The 19,602-nt window shown below is 69.6% G+C and carries 18 protein-coding genes and 3 pseudogenes; 8 read left to right on the forward strand and 13 right to left on the reverse strand.

What is annotated here, in order from left to right:
* Positions 1-935: 935 nt before the first annotated feature.
* Positions 936-1,247 carry a DUF4262 domain-containing protein gene (locus tag ACH4LD_RS37470; protein WP_398058307.1) on the reverse strand — a complete coding sequence of 104 codons (312 nt, stop codon included), beginning with the start codon at positions 1,245-1,247 and terminating at the stop codon, positions 936-938.
* Between the two features lie 364 nt (positions 1,248-1,611).
* Here ACH4LD_RS37470 and ACH4LD_RS37475 point away from each other — a divergent pair, with 364 nt between their 5' ends.
* Positions 1,612-2,373, forward strand: a complete 762-nt coding sequence (locus tag ACH4LD_RS37475; protein WP_398058308.1) for an SMI1/KNR4 family protein — start codon at positions 1,612-1,614, stop codon at positions 2,371-2,373.
* Here the strand turns inward: ACH4LD_RS37475 and ACH4LD_RS37480 are convergent.
* The 4 genes and pseudogenes from ACH4LD_RS37480 to ACH4LD_RS37495 all read right to left on the reverse strand — a co-directional run.
* Positions 2,344-3,178, reverse strand: a pseudogene (locus ACH4LD_RS37480) (IS5 family transposase). The gene ACH4LD_RS37475 and the pseudogene ACH4LD_RS37480 overlap by 30 nt on opposite strands.
* A gap of 115 nt (positions 3,179-3,293) precedes the next feature.
* A pseudogene (locus ACH4LD_RS37485) lies at positions 3,294-3,836 on the reverse strand (transposase); the annotation flags it as partial.
* 53 nt (positions 3,837-3,889) lie between these two features.
* On the reverse strand, positions 3,890-4,228 hold the full coding sequence (locus ACH4LD_RS37490) for a hypothetical protein (RefSeq protein WP_398058309.1): 339 nt from the start codon (positions 4,226-4,228) through the stop codon (positions 3,890-3,892).
* 259 nt (positions 4,229-4,487) lie between these two features.
* Positions 4,488-4,586, reverse strand: a pseudogene (locus tag ACH4LD_RS37495) (IS5/IS1182 family transposase); the annotation flags it as partial.
* Positions 4,587-4,736: 150 nt separating this feature from the next.
* On the opposite strand from ACH4LD_RS37495, the gene ACH4LD_RS37500 reads away from it, so the two are divergent.
* Positions 4,737-5,141: a RidA family protein gene (locus ACH4LD_RS37500; protein ID WP_398058310.1), complete on the forward strand. Its 405-nt coding sequence runs from the start codon at positions 4,737-4,739 to the stop codon at positions 5,139-5,141.
* A gap of 1,092 nt (positions 5,142-6,233) precedes the next feature.
* Here the strand turns inward: ACH4LD_RS37500 and ACH4LD_RS37505 are convergent.
* The 6 genes from ACH4LD_RS37505 to ACH4LD_RS37530 all read right to left on the reverse strand — a co-directional run bounded on the left by ACH4LD_RS37505 (position 6,234) and on the right by ACH4LD_RS37530 (position 12,224).
* Complete coding sequence (locus ACH4LD_RS37505) at positions 6,234-7,448, reverse strand: PP2C family protein-serine/threonine phosphatase (protein ID WP_398058311.1); 1,215 nt, start codon at positions 7,446-7,448, stop codon at positions 6,234-6,236.
* A 684-nt stretch (positions 7,449-8,132) separates the two neighbouring features.
* Positions 8,133-8,666 carry a VOC family protein gene (locus tag ACH4LD_RS37510; protein WP_398058312.1) on the reverse strand — a complete coding sequence of 178 codons (534 nt, stop codon included), beginning with the start codon at positions 8,664-8,666 and terminating at the stop codon, positions 8,133-8,135.
* 166 nt (positions 8,667-8,832) lie between these two features.
* On the reverse strand, positions 8,833-9,036 hold the full coding sequence (locus ACH4LD_RS37515; protein WP_398058313.1) for a hypothetical protein: 204 nt from the start codon (positions 9,034-9,036) through the stop codon (positions 8,833-8,835).
* A gap of 573 nt (positions 9,037-9,609) precedes the next feature.
* A complete protein-coding gene (locus ACH4LD_RS37520; protein WP_398058314.1) occupies positions 9,610-10,143 on the reverse strand; it encodes a DUF4142 domain-containing protein in 534 nt (177 codons plus the stop codon).
* A 388-nt stretch (positions 10,144-10,531) separates the two neighbouring features.
* Positions 10,532-11,113 (reverse strand): SRPBCC family protein, encoded by a 582-nt coding sequence (locus ACH4LD_RS37525; protein ID WP_398058315.1) that lies wholly within the window; start codon positions 11,111-11,113, stop codon positions 10,532-10,534.
* 385 nt (positions 11,114-11,498) lie between these two features.
* Positions 11,499-12,224: a DUF4232 domain-containing protein gene (locus ACH4LD_RS37530; RefSeq protein WP_398058316.1), complete on the reverse strand. Its 726-nt coding sequence runs from the start codon at positions 12,222-12,224 to the stop codon at positions 11,499-11,501.
* Between the two features lie 343 nt (positions 12,225-12,567).
* Between ACH4LD_RS37530 and ACH4LD_RS37535 the strand changes: the two genes are divergently transcribed.
* The 4 genes from ACH4LD_RS37535 to ACH4LD_RS37550 all read left to right on the forward strand — a co-directional run bounded on the left by ACH4LD_RS37535 (position 12,568) and on the right by ACH4LD_RS37550 (position 16,124).
* The gene (locus tag ACH4LD_RS37535) at positions 12,568-13,035 is read left to right on the forward strand and encodes a DUF664 domain-containing protein (protein ID WP_398058318.1); all 468 of its coding nucleotides are present in this window, start codon (positions 12,568-12,570) and stop codon (positions 13,033-13,035) included.
* Positions 13,032-14,225: a MalY/PatB family protein gene (locus ACH4LD_RS37540; protein ID WP_398058319.1), complete on the forward strand. Its 1,194-nt coding sequence runs from the start codon at positions 13,032-13,034 to the stop codon at positions 14,223-14,225. Before ACH4LD_RS37535 ends, ACH4LD_RS37540 begins: the two co-directional genes overlap by 4 nt.
* Positions 14,222-14,818 carry a CGNR zinc finger domain-containing protein gene (locus tag ACH4LD_RS37545; protein WP_398058320.1) on the forward strand — a complete coding sequence of 199 codons (597 nt, stop codon included), beginning with the start codon at positions 14,222-14,224 and terminating at the stop codon, positions 14,816-14,818. Before ACH4LD_RS37540 ends, ACH4LD_RS37545 begins: the two co-directional genes overlap by 4 nt.
* Positions 14,819-15,212: 394 nt before the next feature.
* A complete protein-coding gene (locus ACH4LD_RS37550; RefSeq protein ID WP_398058321.1) occupies positions 15,213-16,124 on the forward strand; it encodes an SGNH/GDSL hydrolase family protein in 912 nt (303 codons plus the stop codon).
* Positions 16,125-16,271: 147 nt separating this feature from the next.
* On the opposite strand, the gene ACH4LD_RS37555 is transcribed toward ACH4LD_RS37550, so the two are convergent.
* Positions 16,272-18,125 (reverse strand): BTAD domain-containing putative transcriptional regulator, encoded by a 1,854-nt coding sequence (locus tag ACH4LD_RS37555; RefSeq protein WP_398058322.1) that lies wholly within the window; start codon positions 18,123-18,125, stop codon positions 16,272-16,274.
* Between the two features lie 402 nt (positions 18,126-18,527).
* Here ACH4LD_RS37555 and ACH4LD_RS37560 point away from each other — a divergent pair, with 402 nt between their 5' ends.
* Positions 18,528-18,839, forward strand: coding sequence for a sigma factor (locus ACH4LD_RS37560; RefSeq protein ID WP_398058323.1), 312 nt, complete (start codon positions 18,528-18,530; stop codon positions 18,837-18,839).
* Positions 18,836-19,135, forward strand: a complete 300-nt coding sequence (locus ACH4LD_RS37565; protein ID WP_398106212.1) for a sigma-70 family RNA polymerase sigma factor — start codon at positions 18,836-18,838, stop codon at positions 19,133-19,135. The genes ACH4LD_RS37560 and ACH4LD_RS37565 overlap by 4 nt, the downstream gene beginning before the upstream one ends.
* An 86-nt stretch (positions 19,136-19,221) precedes the next feature.
* Here ACH4LD_RS37565 and ACH4LD_RS37570 read toward each other — a convergent pair whose 3' ends face one another.
* The gene (locus ACH4LD_RS37570) at positions 19,222-19,497 is read right to left on the reverse strand and encodes an anti-sigma factor family protein (protein ID WP_398058325.1); all 276 of its coding nucleotides are present in this window, start codon (positions 19,495-19,497) and stop codon (positions 19,222-19,224) included.
* Positions 19,498-19,602 lie beyond the last annotated feature (105 nt).

The following is a 19,602-nucleotide window of genomic DNA, read 5'->3' on the forward strand; positions in this document are numbered from 1 at the left end:
GCTCGGCGGACGCCTCGCCGATGCCGCTGGACGCGCCGGTGATGACGGCCACCCGGCCGTCCAGGGGCCTGGCGGAGGACGTGGCAGAGGTCTCGGTGGTCATGTGATGACACTTCCGATCGATATGAGGGGCGGCGCCATGGGAATGCGATCGTGATCGGGCTCTCACGCGCTGCTGTCACCTGTTCCTCGGGCGCCTTTGTGCCGGCCCGGAAGTGCGCAGGGACAAGCGATTCCGCCCGAGGGCCGAGTCTCGTTCCGCACGTGGGCGAGGCCTCTTCCAGCGTGCACCCGCAATCGGGATCCGGCGAAAGCAGTGATCACCATGCCGGAGTAGCCCACCGCGCGCGGACTGGACTCTCTGCATCGGGTTCGGCATCACCGTTCACTACCGACCAGGCGCACGGCGCAGGCTTCCATCAGGTCCCCGCGTGCGGCGGCACGCGCATCCGGCACTGAGAGGTTCGCGGTGTGAAGACGCCGAGGTGTCGCGGTCGCGATCGCACGTGGCGGTCAAGGGTACGAGGAGGCTCACCCGCCACCCGCCACCCTGGGCGAGGAGGATCGCGTCAGCCCGAAGGGCCTCCTGACCCATTGCCCCGAACTGGACACGGCCGCCGGACACGTCCGCGACTTCGGCGGGATACTCATCGGCCGCCTCGGCGCCACGCACCCTGCCCGGATCGACACCGTCGGCGCCAGCCAGCTGCCCGGGCCCACTGGCTTCGCACTGCACCTGCTCCGAGACCTCGGAGCCGTGACCGCCAGCCTCACCCCGGGCTGGAGCTCGGGCAGCATCGCAGGCGCCGAGAACCGCCTCAAAAAGATCATGAGACAGCTCTACGGCCGAGCCGCATTCGAACTCCTACGCTGATGATCTCGCTTCAGTAGTGCACCGCTCGGGTGCTGGATCGCTGCTTCCCAGCCCCTTGAGATCAGAGTTCGGTCGTCCAGATCCCGACATGATGGTCGCTCGGAGGCAGCCACAACTGAGGCTGTGACTCGCGATGCCTCTCGTCAGCCTGCTCATCCCAGTGGAAACGGCCCTCAGCATCAGGCCACGCGACTTGCAGCACGGGGAGAGGCGGCCGCCGGTAGAACCCGATCGCCTGCCCGAAGAAGTTTCGGTACCAGCCGCGATCAACCTGCCTGAGCGCGACTGGATGACCGGCGACAACCTCGGGATGGCTTTGGCCGTCCGCCAGTGCTTCGCCCGCGGCAGACTTCTCTCCGAGCGTGTTGAGCATGCGGTGCATGGCGCGTCTTCGGGAACCATCACGACGTGCCACCCGTGCCGTTGCACATGCTCGATGACTGTCAGGTCCATGCGGTCCGCTTCGTCCCGGTCGCCGTAGTCATGACAGAGGACACAGCGGCACTGGAACGGATCATCAGTCATGTGCGGAGGGTACGAGGTGAGCGTTCACCTCGAGCAACCGGGGTTTGGAGAACCCACTCAATCGAACAGCGCCCTCACCCCGAGGGATGGCGATCGTCGGATCCATGCTGGCCGCTCTGGTGAGCTGCCGACCGTTCCTGAGCGTCGCTCTCCCATGGGTGGCCCGATGGCTTCTTGGTACTGCGGCTCAGGCTTCCGATACCTTGCGTGGCATGAGTGGCAGCTTCGACGTGGCCGAGGCTCTGGACGGCGGGATTTCCGATCGGGCGCGGGCCTGGGCATTCATCCGCAGTTTTGCTGGTGCTTGGGGTGATCCGTTGACCGAGGACGACGGCACGCCGGGGGCGGAACTGGCGCAGGCGGAGGCGGTTCTCGGCTGCTCGCTGCCGACTGCGCTGCACGAGTTCTATACGCTCGCCGGAGTCCGGACCGACCTGGTCGCCAACCAGGACCCCCTGCTGCCACCTCACGAGATGTTCGTGCATGACGAGTGCGGCGGTGTCCTCGTATTCCGCAGCGAGAACCAGGGCTGCGCCTTCTGGGGCGTGCGCCTTACCGATCTTGCCCAAGACGATCCCCCAGTGCTCGTCCAGGCGCGGCACGGCTGGGTGCCGTTCATGGACCGGGTGTCCTTGGCCTGCGTCGAGCTCGTACTGAGCGAGGCGCTGTTCGGCGGCGGGGGACGGCTGTACAACGCCTGCGAGCTGCCGGGAGACCTGCTTGATGCGGTGCCCGAACACTTTCAGCGGATCCAACTGCCGGACTACCCGATGTGGACCGGTCCGGAAGAGTTTCCCGTGCGGTGGTTCTCCGCCCCCGGCAAGCTGCTGCGCCAAGACGGCCTGGGCGTCCACAGTTGGCTTCACGTCCGGGGCCGGACACGCGCCGATTTGGATGCGATCTGCGAGATCGTTCCTGGACGGTGGTCCCTGGGATACACCGAGTCACTCAGCTCCGAGCCGCCGCCCTTCTGATCTGCTGCGGACCTTCTTGCGACGTCTCCAGCAAATGAGGCCGCAAGCAAGTGAGACGAGGGCGTCGTGCAGGTCGAGGCGTCTTTCCCAGCGGACGGCCAAGCGCTTGAAGTGGTGCAGGAGCGAGAAGGTCTGCTCGACGACGTAGCGGAGCTTGCCCAGGCCCTTGATGTTTGGGGAGCCTTGCGGGAGATCACCGGCAAGATGCGCCGCCTGCGTAACTCGCGCCGTTTGGGGTTGCTGTCGTAGCCCTTGTCGCCCAGAAGGGCGTCGGGGCGCCTGCGCGGACGGCCCGGCTTGCCGGCCACGGGTGGGATGCCGTCGACCAGGGTCAGGAGCTGGGTGACGTCGTTGACGTTGGCCGCGGTGGTGATGACCTTGAACGGGGTGCCTCTACCGTCGCAGAGGTGATGTTTACTGCCCGTCTTCCCGCGGTCGACCGGTGACGGGCCGGTGGCCTCGCCCCCTTTTTCGCGCGGATGTGGGAGGCATCCACGCAGGCCCGCGTCCAGTCCAGGGCGTCGGCCGCGTGCAGCTCCGCGAGCAGGAGACGGTGCAACTGGTCGAAGACACCGGCCATGTGCCCACGGCGCAGTCGGCGCCAGCAGGTCTGTCCGGAGCCGAACCCCAGCTCCAACGGCAGCAGTTGCCAGCTGATGTCGTTGTAGAGCACGTACAGGATGCCCTGCAGACATAGCCGGTCGTCCACTGCCTTCGGGCCGGGCGCCTTCTCCGGCCAAGGCGGCAGCAGAGGCTTGATCAGCGCCCACAAGTCATCGTCCACGGTCCACGGACGGTACCCCACACGTCACGAACGGCGGAACCGTAGGACTGGTCACTGCCGACCAGCACACATCCACAAGATCGTGTTACGAGCTCTTAGGATCTGCAGCAGACTGGCTGACCTGCTCGACTCTCGGTCAAGTGGCGAGGGCGAGATTCGGAGGCGGGCGATGCCGAGCATGGCGTGGTGAACGCCGTCGCCTTTGAAGCGGCAGGCGCGGAGGATCTTCCAGGTCTTCTTACGGGCGAAGGCGTGCTCGATGGGAGCGCGGACTTTGCGGTGGGAGGCGTTGTGTTCTTCTTTCCAGGACGGTAGTTCGCTCTGGCCTTCCTCTCGGCGATGCGGGATGACCAGGTCAGCGCCGCGGTAGCCGCCGTCCGAGACGACGGTGGTCTTGCCGACAGCAGCTTGCGCTCCCGGACAGTTCCCATGCCTTGCAGTCGTTGCGGTTGCCGGGTGGCGGTCGGCCGACGGCGAGAACCAGTCGGGTGTCTGCGTCAATGATGAGCTGGTGGCTGGTGGAGTACCGGCAGTTTTTCGACTGCTCGGCGATGGTGTGATCGCGGGCGGGGACCGAACAGCGGTCCCAGCTGACGCAGCCGAGATTGGTGCGCCAGTACGCGGCGACCAGCAGGACCCGGTCCTCCAACGGCAGGCTCCACGACCGGCCCTTGCACACGGGGTTCTGCACCCTCGCGTCGTCATGCCGTGATCACACCAGTCACTGCATGATCATTCCCCCGCTTCAGGAGCTCCCTGCTCAAACGCGAGGCGGCAGCGTTCGACCTGCTCGGCCACCTGCTCCATGAACCAGCGCATGATCTCGTAGGGGATGACGTGCTCGTCGTGGCTGTGGATATGGACGGTCGGCTCCGCACTCGGGTCCTCGTCGGGTATCACCGCCACCATGAAGGCAGTTCCGGGCAGGTACGTCTCTGCGTTGGGAATCTCAGCCCACGCAGCTGGCGCCGGCACTGCCTCGCTCAACTCCACACACCAGGCGTCGTCCGGCAACGCGTAGTGGAACTGGACGGCGTAGTGGCGGCCTGCGTGAACGCGCAACTCTGGCATACCCGCAGGTTCCCACAGTTGGCACGCCATAGTCTCGCGAGTATCCGCTCAGCACCTGGTGCCGCCGCCCCGCCGGCCAATTGCGGGAGAGCTCTTGGACGTCGTTCCCTTTGGTTGGTCAGGAGTGCCTTTTGATGGACTTAAAGCACCGTCAATGCTCTGTGAGATTCTCCGGGCATAAGCTACGACCTGGCTGTTTGGGAAGGCGATCGTCCGGCAAATCACACATCGCAGGGCAGGCCCTGAGCCGGATGGCGAATCGACGGCAGCCGATGAGGTGTGCGGCGATGGCAACAAAGGCGATGAATTGTTCGGCCCTGCGTTCGTAGCGGCGGTGCAGGCGTCGGCTGCAGGCGAGCCGGCAGCCGACGAGACCGACTGGTGCACGCACAGGACAGTTCGGCTTCGCTACCGGACAAGCTTCGCCCACATTGCATGTGTAAGTTCCTGCGTGACAGGGGGCCTGTCGTTAACTGATGGTTCCGCGTGCCGTTTCAAGGAGTGCGTCATGACTGCTCAAGTGAAGTCGTTCGGCTTTGGTATGCCCTGGGAGTCGTTTTACGGATACAGTCAGGCTACCCAGGTCGGTGACACGGTCTATGTTTCCGGGCAGCTGTCCCATGACCGTGACGGCAACTTCGTGGGCGCAGGTGACTTCGCACTGCAGGTCAGAACCACGCTGGAGAATCTGGATCTGGTGTTGCAGCAATTCGGTGCCGAACGCAGCCAGGTAGTGGAAACCACAGTGCTGGTGAGGAACTTGCGGGAGAACTTCGACACGACGGCACGCCTCCACGCGGAGTACTTCGGGGAGCACCGGCCCGCCAGCACGGTCATGGGCATTTCCGACCTGGCGCTGCCGGACCAACTCGTGGAGATCGGCGCGCTCGTGCGTCTCGACGTGAAGCCGTAGGCGGGAGGCCGGCCTGATTCCTTCATCAGTCTCATCGGATCGCGGTTGCGACGGCCGTCCCTGCCGGCTGATCTCACGGCCCGTTGGGGCGGCAGCTATACGAGGTGAAGCCAGCGCGTGGGTGTCAACGCGGTCACCACGCCGCAGCCATCTGGACGTACAGGACGGTCTACGACCACTACGCGAAGCGTGTGCCGCCGCGGTGCCCCGCCGGAACGACAAACACGGCGCCTGGCCGCACCACGGGCAGACGCTCGTGCCGACTGAGCGGCGATCGGGGGCTGGGGCGGGGGTTCCGCTGCCTGCGGACTAGAAGCCGCTCTACGGGGTGTTCGAACGATGGGGTTGCCAGTGATTCCGTCTGCTTCTCGGGCACGACGAGGGGAGCCCGGCTCCGGCGGCCCCATCGACGGCCGGCCACTCTGTCGATAGGCTGGCGTGTCGCCGTTCGTGGACGTGCGATGCCGGCGCGGGCCAGGGTGTCCTTGCGCCTCCCGGCCCACCGGGTGGGATGGGCGGGCTCGGAAGAAACTGCCCCAGGCTGTGTTCGGCAGCGCCTGCCCGGGGCTGCCGGGCAGGCGCTCGTCGCCCGGGGCGCCCCAGGACGGGCGCTGCTGCGGATCGCCGGTCGAGACGAGGACCTGCTCAAGAAAGGGGCCGGCCGACGTGGCCGGCCGCACCGCGCCGAGGCCGCCGGTCAGCCGCTACCGCCGCGCGGGGGCCACCTGCCCCTGCTCGCAGTGCCGCCGTCCCCACCGGAGTCCGTAGTGACGGCCGTGCGTCGCCGTCATGCCTGGCGGCTGCGGTGGGACACCGAGCGTGTCTGGTGGGATATCACGCACCTGCCGTTCGCAGCCCGAGCCTCTCAGGTGTGGCTGGCGCCGAGAGGCCCGGCTGCCCCGGACACCGGCGCGGTGCCGTGCGTACGGCGGACATCGAGGTCGGGCCGGGACCGGGTGCGTCCTCGGCGTCGAGCGTACGTGCCACCGATGGCCTCGGGGCAGTCGTGGGCGCTCGTCGGGCCAGGCGACGTCGGCACCGCGCGGCGGATCGCCATGGTGCCGGACACGGTAGGGCTCGCCGCGGTCCGCGTCACTGTGACCGCGGCCGCCATTCGAAGAGCAGGATGGTCGCGTCGTCCCGCAGCTGGTTGCGCTGGTAGTCCAGGATGGCGTGGATGAGCAGTCGTAGTACCTCGGCCGGGCGCTGGCCGGCGGCGTTGGAGTGGATGATGAATTCGGTGAACCGGTCGAGGCCGAACTCCGCACCGTCCGCGTCCCTCGCCTCCACGACACCGTCGGTGTAGAGCAGAACGCAGTCGCCCGGTTCCAGTTTCGTCTCGTGGATCTGCCGGGCCGCCGGGACGAGTGGGCCGGCGAGGCCGAGCGGCGGCTGCGGGGGGCTGTCGAGCGCACCGGAGAGCACCCGCTCGTCACGGATCAGCAGCGGTGGGGGATGACCGCAGTTGACCCAGTGCAGCACCCCGGTCTCGGCGTCGAGCCGGCACAGCACACCGGTGGAGAAGTGGTCGGGCAGCCACTGGGCGAGCGCCTGGTCGACGGAGCAGACGATGTCGGCCAGAGCGCCACCGCCGCGGCGGGCGTTGCGCGCCGCCGCCATGGCGACCGACGTGGTCAGGCCGGCGATCAGATCGTGGCCCATGCCGTCGAGGATCATGGTGTGCAGCACGTTCTTGACCACCGAGTGGTCGAAGGCGTCGCCTGCGATGTCGTACGCCGGTTCCAGGACCGCGGTCGACACGCACCTGCTGCTGCCGATGGTGCGCGGCGGCAGGAAGGCTCGCAGCATCTCGGTGGGCAACCGCATGGATGCGGTGCGTGTGCGGGCCGCGAGCCAGTCGCTGTAAGCACGCTTGGAGGTGAGCAGCATGGCGAACAGATGGGCCAGCATCCGGATGCGGCGCATCAGCGGCCCGTCGAGCGAGGTGGCACGCACCGCCAGCACGCCCAGTCGCTCCGCACCGTCGACCAGCGGCATCCAGACGATCAAGCCGTCATCGGCGTCGTCCACCCGTGGGGAGACCGTGCGGTAGGCCCAGCCGGCCGACGAGCGGTCCACCGGGAGCGACTCCAGGGCTTCGTCGAGTGGGAGGAGCAGTCGTTGTTGCAGATCGGCGAGGTAGATCAGCGCCGTACCCAGGCCGAGGGCCGAGGCGCATCGATCGGCCAGGGCGGGCAGTTCGACCGGCAGGGCCGTTTGCGCCTCCGTGATCAGCTGTTCCAGCAGGCTCTCCTCGACGGCCGGGCCGTGAGCGGAGGGCTCGCGCAGTGGGTCCGACACGGACATCACTCCTTCCACGCCGGTCTCACACCGATCCTGTCCCGCACAGCCCACTGCTGCCACTGCTCGACGCGCTCCCCGGTCCCGCGGCCGGTCGGCCGTCCCGGTATGGGGCGGACCCGCGGTTCGCCGTCGGCGAGGGTGTCGGGGGGCCGGCTGCCTCGCGTTCGGATCTCGACGCCGCCGGTCAGGCGGGGTGTTTCGCGTCCACCGTGCCGCGAGCCACCTCGATGTGAAGGAACCCGCGGCCGCCACCACCGAATCCCTGCTTCGGGCACGGCGCATCCGAGCGCCCCGCTGTGTGCAGCTTGTCGACGACCTTCTCCCCCGCTGCCGGCACCACCAGGACGCCCAGGGCGTTCCAGCGCTCCTCCAGCTCGCCGCCGCTCGGCGGGACGGGGCGGATCCGATGACCCCCAAGGCGCAGGCCCCCTGGCTGCCGCTGTCCCGCGACACGGTGGGGCCGTGGCTGCCGGGGGGAACGGTTCCCGCGGCAGGAGGAGCCGCTGCTGACGGTTCTGCGGGAGACGCGGGCCGAGGCCGTCCGCCAAGGCCGCCTGGAGGCTTCCGCCGGCACGGGTTCGGGTGAGAACCCGTGCCGATCTGCTGGCTGAGGCCGCTGGAGACGGGGTTGGGCCGCCGAGCAGCGGAGCCGGATACAGGCACCAGTCCGGCCGAGTTGGGCACTGATCAGTTGGTTGTCCTGACAGGAGCACTGCTGCGTCCGTGGTCCTGACCGCTGAGCTCGGTGTCGAGTGTCTCCTGGGCCACTCGCATGACTTCGGCGTACACGGGGTCCTGCAGCCGCTTCCACATCTCCTCTTCGGAGACGTCCTCGACGCGGCTGGTCACCCACCAGATGTTGCCGAACGGGTCCTTGATACGGCCCCCGCGCTGTCCGAAGGCGTCGTAGGCCAGAGGCGTGACGACATGGCTGCCGGCTTCGACGGCTCGTGAAAAGGCTTGATCGGCGTCGGTGACGAACACGCGCAGCAGGCTTGGCATGGCGGGCCAGTTCGTGCGCCGGTCGAAGGCCAGCACGACGGTGTCGCCGACTCGGATCTCACCGTGACCGATCAAACCATCCTCGGTGTGCACTCGCGCCAGCTCTTCACCCCCGAACGCCTGGGAGACGAAGTCGAGGAAAGCCCCCGTGTCGTCGGTGACGACCCAGGGGGCGACGGTGGTGTAGCCCGCCGGCGTGGAGTTGGTCTGCTCAGACATCACGGCCCTTCCGCCGATGTTGGTTGCCAGCCGTGACGTTAGGCGGGATCTAGGTCAGTTCATGTCCTCTATGGGGGCGTGGGGTGCCGGTGCCACGTCGCGACCGCTCGGAGGCAGACCCGTCATAGCCCTCGGTCACCACGCTCTCGGTGTCGGCACCCTGGCGTTACGACGTGGTGTACGGCCTTCCGTGTCCCGGAGCTTGCGGGACGCTGAGCGGAAACCCCGGGCCGGGGGAGTTCTGCGGTGCGTGCCGGGGCATCACCTGCGCCAGGTGGCGGTGTATGCGGTCGGCTTCTCCGCGCACCTGGGCGGGGATGTCACCGCGTTCGGCGACGAGGCGGTTGTAGATGGGGGTCTCGTGGAACACGGAGTGGTTTGCTCTTTTCATCTGGGTGGGGTGGGCGGCGGGCCGGCGCGGGGACGGCGGGTTCACAGCTGCGGGTCGAGGCCGAACTGGTTCACCCCAGGAGGATGAGGAGGAGGCTGCCGCCGGTGTCGGTCATCTCTGCGACGTCCTTGGCATGCCGAGATGCTCGTGCAGTGGTGTCGTCCAAGGAACGCGTCATGTCCGACAGCTTATGGCGTGGTACTGGCTCTGATTCAGCCCCACCAGAGGGCGACGAACAGGTGGCCCTGTGCTGCGTCGAGGTGAGAAGTCGGCACCTTCGGCTGGACCTACCTGAGGCCGCGGTTCTGGCCCATCCGTCTTCCAGCTGACGCAGACCGCAGCCGAGCCAGCCGGCCGGCCGCCGCGCTCAGTTCCCCCGTGTGATGCGAACGGCGGCCGGCCGGTGGCGTTCCGCGGCGTCTACCGCTTCGTGGCCGAGCGGTGCCGCATGTGCAGGAGCCAGGCGGCCCCACCGACGGCGAGCAGGCCGTCACCGGCCAGGCCCGCGGTGCTCGCCGCCGTGGTGCCGTCCTCAGCCGTGGCCTCGGCGCCTCAGGTGCCGGCCCCTGCCGTGCCGGCGTGCTTGGTCATGTGGCAGGTGCCCCCGCGGACCATGTCCAGGTGCATCGCCACCACCGGCCGGGCACTGCGCGCAGCGGCCACGACCTGGGTGTTCTTCCCCGCCTTGATCTCTTGGTCGATCAGCGCGAGCGTCTGGCTGTGTCCGGCTTCCTGAGCTCGGAGCCATGCGGTGTCGTAAGCCGATGTTCCGGCTTTCGCCTGCACGGCGGCCAGCTGCCTCTTCTGTTCCGCGGACGGGGAGGCGGGCAGCTGCACCTTCAGCTTGCCGGCCAGCGACTTCACGTCCGTGTCCAGCTTGGTGTGGTCGCGTACCAGTACGGCGCCGACCTGCTTCACGCACTCGGTCGTGGCGTGCCTCTGCGCGTCTTCGCCGGCTGCGATCTCGGCGAGGTTGCCCTGGTGCACCTGTATCAGGAACGTTTCGTCCTGGCCAGCGGCTTGTCGGGCGAATGCCTGGGGTGCGGCCGCACCGCACAGTGCCACCGCCGCGACCGCGGCGGCCACCGGTCGTTTACGCATGGGTTTCGCTCCCTTCGCGCCGGCTCGGCACATGTGCACCGCACCGGCGATCGGAACGGGGCGCGTGACAGAGCGCCCCTACGCATCTGTACCGAGGTGGCACCCGCCCGTACCGGGGGGAGCCCGCCATTCACCCGAATGACCCCTGCGGATCGCCCGAAGGTATGCGCGGAAGTACGCTGCGGCCCCTGCCTGAGGGGCCGCCCGTCTCCGTCCCGGGCGATGACGGAGAAGTGGCGCTATACGGAGAAGTGGCGCCACTCGGTGGGAGGCCGATACGGAAGGCGAGCGGTTTCCGTTGCTGCCGGCCCCGTCATGGCGAGGGCCGGCCGGTCGGCGTTGCCCGACCGGCCGGCCCTGGTTCGGTGCGCGGCTACCGGGCGGCCTGGGTCTCCGCTTCGTGCTTGAGGTTGTTGACCCAGTTGTGCAGGGAGTTGTCGAGCGCGGACTGCAGCGCAGCCTGGTTGGCGAGGACGGGGGCGCCCGCCCAGGACTCCTCGGTGCGGACGAGGACGCCGTCGCTGGTCGGGGTGAAGGTCCACACGTGGACGGCGGTGATGCCCTGGGCCGGACCGCCCCAGGCCAGGCGCTTGCCGTAGTCGACCTGCTTGACGGTGGAGGTGATGTCCAGGCCCTCGGTGCTCCAGCGGAACACCGAGCCGGGACGCAGGCGGCCGGGAGTCTCCTTGACCACGACGTTCACCTTCGGCTGCCACGACGGCCAGTTGGCGACGTCGGTCTGCACCTTCCAGATGGTGTGGAGCGGCGCGTGGATGAGGATGCTGTCACGGGTGATCACCGGCGCGCTCTCGTCGATGTGCACGTCGGCGGTGTGCGGGGCGGTGGCGCCGGCCCTGGCGGGACCCTCGTCGGTGAGAGCGGCGGCGGTGCCGGTGGCGGCGACGACGAGGGCAGTGGTCAGGGCGGCGGACTTGGCCGCGGTGGTGACGCGCATGGTACTGGCCTCTGAGAAGGGTTCGAGGAACCGGTGTCGGGTGGGCAACAGGGCGGTGGGCCCGGTGGAGACGGAAGGTGCTGGGCGAGCGCCCTGATTCCATGGTGTGGTCCGGTCCGCTTGAGAACGTGCCCGGACCGGTGCTCACTCGTACTCATCGATGCCCGTCACCACGAAGGTGCCGGCAACGTCCGTGCGGCGGACCGGGCAGGCGTGCGCGTGTCGGCGGTGTGTGGGCCGGCCGCTGAGGCGAGCGCACGCCGGTACGGCCGGTGTGCCGCGGCACAGAGCCGCGCGCCACGGGCGGTCGCGAGGGGGCCCTGGCCCGACCGGGCCACGCCTCGTCAACCACCCGAGGGCGGAGTGGTGGCGCTTCAGGGCCAGCTCAGCCCGCGGGAACCGCGTCCGCCGGGTTCGTGTGCCAGTTGGTGACGACGGGCTTGTCGACGAGGGTGTTCCCCACCGGCAGCGAGACGGGGTGGGGGTCACCGTCGCTGACCGACACGATGACCGTGCTGTACTCGGTGCCGTAGTCGTCGTTCGTGGTCTTCGGGTTGACACCGGCGTAGACCGTCGTGCCACCGCTCAGGGTGATCTCGGGACCCGCCGACTGCTCGGCGGGGTGGGCCTGCGTGCCCCCGGAGCCGAAGGCGACAACGGGCAGCCCTGCCGGCAGCACACAGGTGATACCGGGCTTCGCGCTGACGCTGATCTGGATGTAACCGCCGGCCTGGGTCATCGACTTGGCCGACCAGCGCAGGTCATTCGACCCGCAGCTCTGGCCGTACCCCGTCTTGTCGGCGGCACCGCCGTCGCCGGAGTCCCGACCGGAGCCCGTACCGCCGGTGGCGCCCCGGGTGGTGCCACCGGTGGTGCCGCCGTTCCGGGAGGAGCCCGCCGTGGTCCCGCTCGTCCGGCTCTCCTGGCCGCCCGGACCGCCGGCCTTGGTCGCGCTGGGCGCCGGCGCGGGGGAGGACGTTGCCGTCGAGTCGGCGACGGTCTTCGCCGAGGCGGTGTCAGGGGCGCTGGAACTCCCCTGGCAGGCCGTCATGAGCAGTCCGGCGCCGAGTGCGGCCGAAACGGCGAAGGCGGTGCGGAAGCGGTGGTTCATGAGATGTCTCCTCGGTCGGCGAGCGCGTGGCCGCGCCCTTGTGTGATTGCCTCTTCGTTCAGCACGACGGGGGCTTCCCCGGATCGGTTCGATGCGGTGGCGGCTTCGCGACGGCTCCGGCACACGGCTGTTACAGAACGCGGTCGGTCCGCGCGCTCGTCGTCGGCCATCTGGCCGATCACCCACCCAGAGACACCGCTCAAGTGAGTTACATGTCAGACAGTGAACATCCTTTTGCCCAGGTTGATCCCCCACGAGGATGATGTTTCCCATCGCAAGACACCTTCTTGACAGGTGTTGAATCGTTGATGATGCTGATGTCTCCGACCGACAGGGAGGCACCGTGCACGAGCACGACGAGTACCTGTACTTCCTTCGGCGCGCCTTCGACGGCATGCTCGGCGCGCTGGAGGAACTGGGTGACGACCTCGGCAGCACCGCGCCGGCCCTGCCCGGGGCCAACTCCCCCTACGCCATCGCGTACCACTGCGTCAGCGTGGCCGACTACTGGCTGGGCCACGTCGTCGCGGGACGTCGCGTCGACCGCGACCGTCCCTCCGAGTTCACGGCGAAGGGGGATGTGCGGCGCCTGCGGAGGGAGGTCGAAGCGCTCTTCGCGCGTCTGGAGGCGGACCTGAGTGAGGCAGTGCCGTCCGAGTCGCCGCGCAACGCGCCGCCTGCCGAGTTCGAGGGGCCCAACCGTCCCCTGAGCGTGCGGGGCGTACAGCTGCACGTACTGGAGGAACTGGCCCAGCATCATGGGCAGGTGCAGATCAGCCGTGATCTGCTGCGCGCGGGGAACCTCTCATGAAGGCCGCACCGGCCAGGGACGTTCCCGGCTTCGACGATCTCGGCCTCGACTGGCTGCGCGCTCGCGGCAGCGTGAAGTGGCACCGCCCGGAACGGGACGTCCTGCCGGCGTGGGTGGCCGACATGGACTTCCCCACCCCGCCGCCGGTGGTGGCCGCACTGCACGAGGCCGTCGACCGGCGTGATCTCGGTTATCCGGACTGGCCGGACGGCAGTCCGTTGCGTACCGCCTTCGCCGAACGGATGGCCGAGCACCATGGATGGGCCGCGGCGGCGCACCGGGTGCGCGAGCAGACCGACCTCATCCAGTGTCTGCAACTCGTCCTCCACCTCGCGACGTCGGACGGGGACGCGGTGGCCGTGCAGGTCCCCAACTACCCTCCGTTCCTGGCGACCTTGCGGACGATGAACCGGCGGATCGTGCCCGTCCCGATGGAAGACACCGACGACGGCTGGCGCATGGACTTCGCCGCTCTGGACGCCGCGGTGAAGCGGTCCGCCTGCAGAGCGCTCGTCCTGGTCAACCCGCACAACCCCACCGGCCGGGTGCTGACGTACGACGAACTCACCGAGCTGGCCGCCATCGCCCGCCGGCACGATCTGCTCGTCGTCAGCGACGAGATCCACGCCGAGCTGGCCTACGCCCCGCACCGGCACATCCCCTTCGCGAGCCTGTCCGACGACGCGGCGCGCCGTACCGTGACCCTGACCTCGGCGACCAAGGCGTTCAACCTGGCCGCCATCCGCTGCGCCGTCACGCACTACGGCCCGGACCGCCTCCTCGCGCTACGTGACGCACAACCGCCCGACCTGTACGGCACCGTCTCACCGCTCGGTGTCATCGCCACCCTGGCCGCGTGGGAACACGGTGACGCCTGGCGGCGCGATCTGCTGACCGTGCTGGACCGCAACCGCCGGCGCGTCCACGACGTGCTGCGCGACCGGCTCCCGCGGGTCCGCCACCACCTGCCCGAGGCCACGTACCTGGCGTGGCTGGACACCCGGCCGCTCGGACTGGACGAGCCACCGGTGGAGAAGGTGCTCAGGGACGGCCGGGTCCTGCTCGACGGCGGCGACCCCTTCGGTCCGCGGGCCGAGAGGTTCCTGCGGCTGAACTTCGCCACCTCGCGGCAGGTGCTGGAGGAGATCCTCGGCCGCGTCACCGAAGCGCTGGGCGGCCAGGAGCGGTGACGACGGCAGCGGAGACCACCTGGCACCATGAGGGGGTGGATGACTTCGTCTTCGTCAGCGGGCGGCTGTCCCTGGACCTCGCGGGCACCCTGCTGTGGCGACGCACACGGCGCATCGAGTTGCTGCGCTCCCCCGAAGACCTGCGACGCTGGATCCACCAGGCCGCACTGCTCGACGCGCCGGCTCCGCTCGACGCGCGCGCCCTGTCGAGAACCTGCCGTCTCAGGGAAGCCGTGTACACGCTGGTACGCGCGTGGCCCCCGACGCCGGCCGCGGACAGCGGGGTACGCGAAGCGCTCGCCGAGGTGAACGAAGCGGCCCGGCTTCCGCTCCCCAGGCACCAGCTCGACGAGGACGGTCACCTCGTCCGCACCGGGGACGTCGACGAGGTGCTCGGCGCGGTGGCCCGGGACGCGGTCGATCTGCTGGGCGGCGCCGACTTCACCCGCGTACGGGAATGCTCGAACGAGCACTGCACCCGCCTCTTCGTGGACCTCTCGCGGTCCGCCAACCGCCGCTGGTGCGGCATGGCCGAGTGCGGCAACCGGCACAAGGTGGCCAACTACCGCAAGCGGCGGCAGGCGGCCCACTGACCGGCCGCGTATGCCGCCGGGTGGGCGCTGCGGCCTGCCGGGAGAGCGGGAGCCGGCGTGCGGTGGTCCCGCTCCGGCGCGGTGACCGTCGCTAACCGGCCCCTCCACGAAGCGGCTCATCCGCAGGTGCTGGTCGGGCAGCGGCGGGCCCCGTTGGGCGACACCGGCCCACGCCTGTGCGACGACCGGGTCCAGGCTGCCTCCCACCTGCGGATCGGTCAGCCGCAACCACACCGCCGGTGAACCAGGCCCGGCACCTCACCGTTGTGGTCGACGGAGCGCCGGCGCGGGCGGACCACGTACGCCGGGACTCCGGGTGTACAGCCGACGGGGCACGCCCCACCCCGCTCGGAGCCGTGACGCTCCCCCACCGTCCACACGACTCAGAGGCGCCATGACGCACTTCACCAACCGTTTCCTGTCCGCGCACCGGACACTCGCGGCGATCACCGTGGCCGGGGCCGCGCTGCTGTCCGCCGGAGCCGCCCCCTCGGCCTTCGCTCAGACGCCGTCCGCGTCCTCGGCGGACGGCCCCAACTACGTGGCACTCGGCGACTCCTACGCCTCCGGCGCCGGGCTTGCCGGTGTCACGGACGCCGAGTGCGACCGCACCGCCGCCGGTTACGCCGCCGTCGTCTCCCGGACGTCGGCGGGCAAGGGCCGCACCTTCAAGAACGTCACCTGCACCGGCGCCACCACGGCCGCCCTCTGGAACGCGCAGGGCTCCGAGCCCGCGCAGCTGAACGCCCTCACCCCCAACACCAAACTGGTCACCCTGACGCTGGGAGGCAACGACCTCGGCTTCACCGACGTGCTGACCACCTGTGCGCTCGTGGCGTCCTCCGATCCAGCCGGAAGTCCGTGCAAGAAGTACTTCACGGCCGGCGGCAAGGACGTGCTCGGTGAACGCATCAACACGGTCGAGGGCCGCGTTCGTGACGCTCTCACCGACATCAGACGGCGCAGCCCCGACGCGAAGGTGATCGTGGTCGGCTACCCGGCCCTGTTCCCCGACAGCGGTGTCGGATGCGCCGAAGTTCCCTTTGCCAAAGGTGACTTCGCCTTCCTGCGGGACGTGACGAAGAAGCTCAACCGCGCGTTGCAGCGCCGGGCCACGGCCGGTGACAGGGCCGTGCGCTTCGCGGACACCTACGCGGTGACCGTCGGGCACGACATGTGCCGGCCGCGCGACACACGGTGGATCGAGTCCTTGAACCCGGGCGAGAACACGCTGGCCGCCCATCCCAACTCGGTCGGCCAGTTCGCGATGGCGGCAGCCGCGTACCAGGAGATCCTCAAGCCGTAACCGTCCGTCTGCTGAGGGGCTGATGCCCGAGGGCATCAGCCCCTTCCGATGTCCACGGCCCACCGGCGCAACCGGATCCACGGCCCACCGGCGCGACCGGATCCGCAGCAACCGGCGTCACCGGCGAGCGACCCTCGCGACCGCCCTTCACGCCCCGTCCCGCAGCGCCGGCCGCGCCGTCACCGCCTGGGACCTGACGGCGTCGGCGTCGGCGTGCAGGGTCCGGCGGCGTGCCGGGCTCAGTTCACCGAGCACCGCACGCCGGAGCACGCCCGCCGGGAAGCGGTAGCCCTGGCCGTCGCACGGGGACGCCGTCTCGGACCAGGCCAGCAGCCGTACCGCGACGGCCTGGTCCGCCAGCCCGAGCGCCTCGTCGAGCGGCATCCGGCCCAGCCGGGCCACGAGGCGCATGTCGGGCCGGTCACCGAGCACGGCCGCGCGATCGACGACCTGCCGCGCGGCGGGCGACAGTTCGGCGAGCCGGGCCCTGACGAGACTCCGGACGGCCGGCGGCACGCGTGACCAGGAGGAGCCGGAGTGCGGGGCTGCCCCGAGGTACCGGGCATGCGAGAGCACCTGGTGCAGCAGGAAGGGGTTCCCGCCGCTCAGTTCGTGCAGTCCGCGTGCCGCTTCCTCGGGCACGGGGCCGTCCGTGGCCGCGGACACGACACGCCGCACCGCGGCCTCCGTCAGGGGAGCGAGTGGTACCACCTCGGCACCGCGCCCCGCCAGCTCGGCCAGGAACCGCTCGGTGGCGGGTCCCGATTCGTCCGCCACGGTGCACACCACCGCGAGCGGCGCCTCGTGCAGCGTCCGTGCGTACGTGACCAGCAGCCCCCGTACGTCGTCGGAAGCCAGGTGGACGTCCTCGACGACGCACAGCGTGGGCCCCGTGTCGCGGGCGTTCCCGGCCAGCTTCCTCAACTGATCGTCGAGCTGCTCCAGTTGCCGGTCCGGGACCCGGGCGCCCGGGTAGCTCTCCTCGGCGCACCGGATGGGCAGCACCTGCCAGCCGGTGTCGGAGGCTTGCCGCGCCACCTCCTCGGCGATCCGGGTCTTGCCCACGCCCGGTTCACCGGAGACCACGGCCCAGCCGGGGCGGCCGGTCGCGGCTCCCCGCAGCAGCTCGGACAGCCGTCCGAGTTCACGTTCCCGGCCCGGCAGGTCCGCTCGGGCCCGCGCCTGCCGGTCCGGGGGCACGCTGTGTGGGGCGACCTGAACGCGGGGAGGCGGTGGGCGCAGTGACACGGTGTCGTGACGCAAGACGGCCATCTGCGTCGCACGCAACCCGGGCCCGGGTTCGAGTCCGAGGTCACGGGCCAGACGGGCACGTACCTCCTCGTAACGGCGCAGCGCCTCCGCGGGCCGGCCCGCGAAGTACAGGGCTCGCATGAGCACGACCCAGGACGCCTCGCGCAGGGGATCGCGTTCGACGAGCCGTTCCGCGCTGCTGATCGCCTCGATGATCCGGCTCTCCTGGAGCAGCAAGCCGGTACGCAGTTCCTCGGCCGACAGCTTCACACCCTGGAGCCGTCCGCTCTCACCCTCCACGAAGCGGTGGTCGCGAGCGTCGTCGAACGGCGTGCCCCGCCACATGGCCAACGCGCGCTCGGTCTCCTGAAGGGCTTCGCCCACGCGGCCGGCGTCCGCCAGCGCCTGCGCCTGTCGCACGGACCGTTCGAAGCGCGTGGAGTCCAGCAGTTCGGGCGGGAAGGACAGGGCGTACCCGGTGGGGGTGCTGCGGAGCACCTGGGACTGCTTCCGGCGCCCACGGCCGGGCTCCAAGGCCGCGCGCAGTCTGCTGATGTGCGCGTGGACCGAGGACACGGCGCTCGGAGGAGGACGGCCGTTCCAGAGGTCGTCACAGAGCCGTTCGGCTCCTACGGTGTGACCGTTCTCCAGAAGCAGACGCAGGAGCAGGGCGCGTCGCATGGGCGGCCCCAGGCCCAGTACCTCGCTGTCCCGTCGTACTTCCAGAGGGCCCAGCAAACGAAACTCCACGGTGGCACCTCTCTCGCATCGGTGCCACCCTCACCCGCTCATGTGCTCACTCGACAGTCCGGAAGTTGCTCATCACCCGCCCGGTACTGCTCGGTGTCCCTTCACTTCCGCTCATCCGGCGGCCGTCACCTCACCGGCTCTGCGGCCGGCAAGCGGTGCGTGCACCTTTCCACGAGGAGTCGCCGCCATCGGTTCACCGGCAGCGACCGAACCGGGTGCCCCGGCCCGTCGTTGCGGCAGGGCGAGGGACCCACGGCCGTACGCGGGACGTGCCCATGCGTGGTGGCGCTCCGGCAAGAGGGCGACAAGGACCCGCCAAGCCGTCCTTCCCACGCTGGCGATGCCACCGCCGACGGACGCGGTGGACGTCAGTGGGACAGGACATGGGGGACCACCAGCATCATGAGGCAAGCAGAGATGACCTGGCAGGGCGCTTCCGTCTCCAGGAGGAGCGAGACGCCGCATGAACGGCGGTGGACGCGTTCCGACGGCGACGACACGGACTGCGAGCGCTTCGTCCGCCTGATCTACGACAGGCACCGCAGCGCGCTCATACGCTTCGCGGCACGCCTGCTGGGCGGGGACTGGATCCGGGCCGAGGACATCCTCCAGGAGGCCGCGATCCGCGCCTGGCGGCACATGGGGGCCTGCTGGGGCGGCAGGAGGAGGACGGGGTCCGGCCGTGGCTCTTCACCGTCGTGCGCAACCTGGTGATCGACGACCATCGGGCGCGGCTCATCCGTCCCGTCAGCACCTGCCCGGTCGACGACCTCGTCGTTCCCGTCGACGATGACATCGAACGGACTCTCACGCGCCGGGTCGTCCACGACGCCCTGGACGACCTGACACCTCAGCAGCGGCAGATCCTGCACCACACGTATTTCCAGGGCCACAGCGTCGCCGAGACGGCGGAGGTGCTCGGAATCGCCCAGGGAACCGTCAAGTCGCGTACGCACTACGCGGTGCAAGCACTCAAGCTGGCCCTGCACAACCGCGGCATCCGGTCCTGAAACGCCGGGTCGTCGCCTCGGGAGAGAGGCTCTGCTCGGTCGCCCGGGGCGGCGAGCGGTGGATGGCGGCTCGTCCGTGGAGTCGGTCAGTCACGTGTGCCGTTCGCGATCCGCGCCGCCTCGGCGCGCACGGCTTCGACGGCGCGCCGTGGGTCCGGCACGGGCGGACACGCAACCGGCGCTTGGCTCAGTCCCGAGAACCGCGCCGGCTCAATCAACGGCAGCAACTCGGCGAGTTCGTCATGCTCGGCGAGGCAGGCTCCGCACCGCTCCAGGTGCTCTGCCAACGCCGAGCGATCGGCGTCGTCCAGAGCGCCGAACAATCCCGGCGCGATATCTTGGCGCGCATCTACGCAGTCCACCCAGGGCCTCCCGGAAACGGTGTGTCGACGCGCCGTCGCGCACAAGGACTACGGCGGCACCGTCATTGCGTCCCGAACGGCCGCCGCGACCGAGGTGCCGTCGGG

This window comes from Streptomyces sp. NPDC017676 (genome assembly GCF_044329325.1).
Taxonomy (GTDB): Bacteria; Actinomycetota; Actinomycetes; order Streptomycetales; family Streptomycetaceae; genus Streptomyces.

Bases quoted from the DNA above. Each gene is read 5' to 3' on its own strand.
- ACH4LD_RS37470 (WP_398058307.1), bottom strand. From the start codon at position 1,247: ATGCTCAACACGCTCGGAGAGAAGTCTGCCGCGGGCGAAGCACTGGCG.
- ACH4LD_RS37475 (WP_398058308.1), top strand. From the start codon at position 1,612: ATGAGTGGCAGCTTCGACGTGGCCGAGGCTCTGGACGGCGGGATTTCC.
- ACH4LD_RS37490 (WP_398058309.1), bottom strand. From the start codon at position 4,228: ATGCCAGAGTTGCGCGTTCACGCAGGCCGCCACTACGCCGTCCAGTTC.
- ACH4LD_RS37500 (WP_398058310.1), top strand. From the start codon at position 4,737: ATGACTGCTCAAGTGAAGTCGTTCGGCTTTGGTATGCCCTGGGAGTCG.
- ACH4LD_RS37505 (WP_398058311.1), bottom strand. From the start codon at position 7,448: ATGTCCGTGTCGGACCCACTGCGCGAGCCCTCCGCTCACGGCCCGGCC.
- ACH4LD_RS37510 (WP_398058312.1), bottom strand. From the start codon at position 8,666: ATGTCTGAGCAGACCAACTCCACGCCGGCGGGCTACACCACCGTCGCC.
- ACH4LD_RS37525 (WP_398058315.1), bottom strand. From the start codon at position 11,113: ATGCGCGTCACCACCGCGGCCAAGTCCGCCGCCCTGACCACTGCCCTC.
- ACH4LD_RS37530 (WP_398058316.1), bottom strand. From the start codon at position 12,224: ATGAACCACCGCTTCCGCACCGCCTTCGCCGTTTCGGCCGCACTCGGC.
- ACH4LD_RS37540 (WP_398058319.1), top strand. From the start codon at position 13,032: ATGAAGGCCGCACCGGCCAGGGACGTTCCCGGCTTCGACGATCTCGGC.
- ACH4LD_RS37550 (WP_398058321.1), top strand. From the start codon at position 15,213: ATGACGCACTTCACCAACCGTTTCCTGTCCGCGCACCGGACACTCGCG.
- ACH4LD_RS37560 (WP_398058323.1), top strand. From the start codon at position 18,528: ATGAGGCAAGCAGAGATGACCTGGCAGGGCGCTTCCGTCTCCAGGAGG.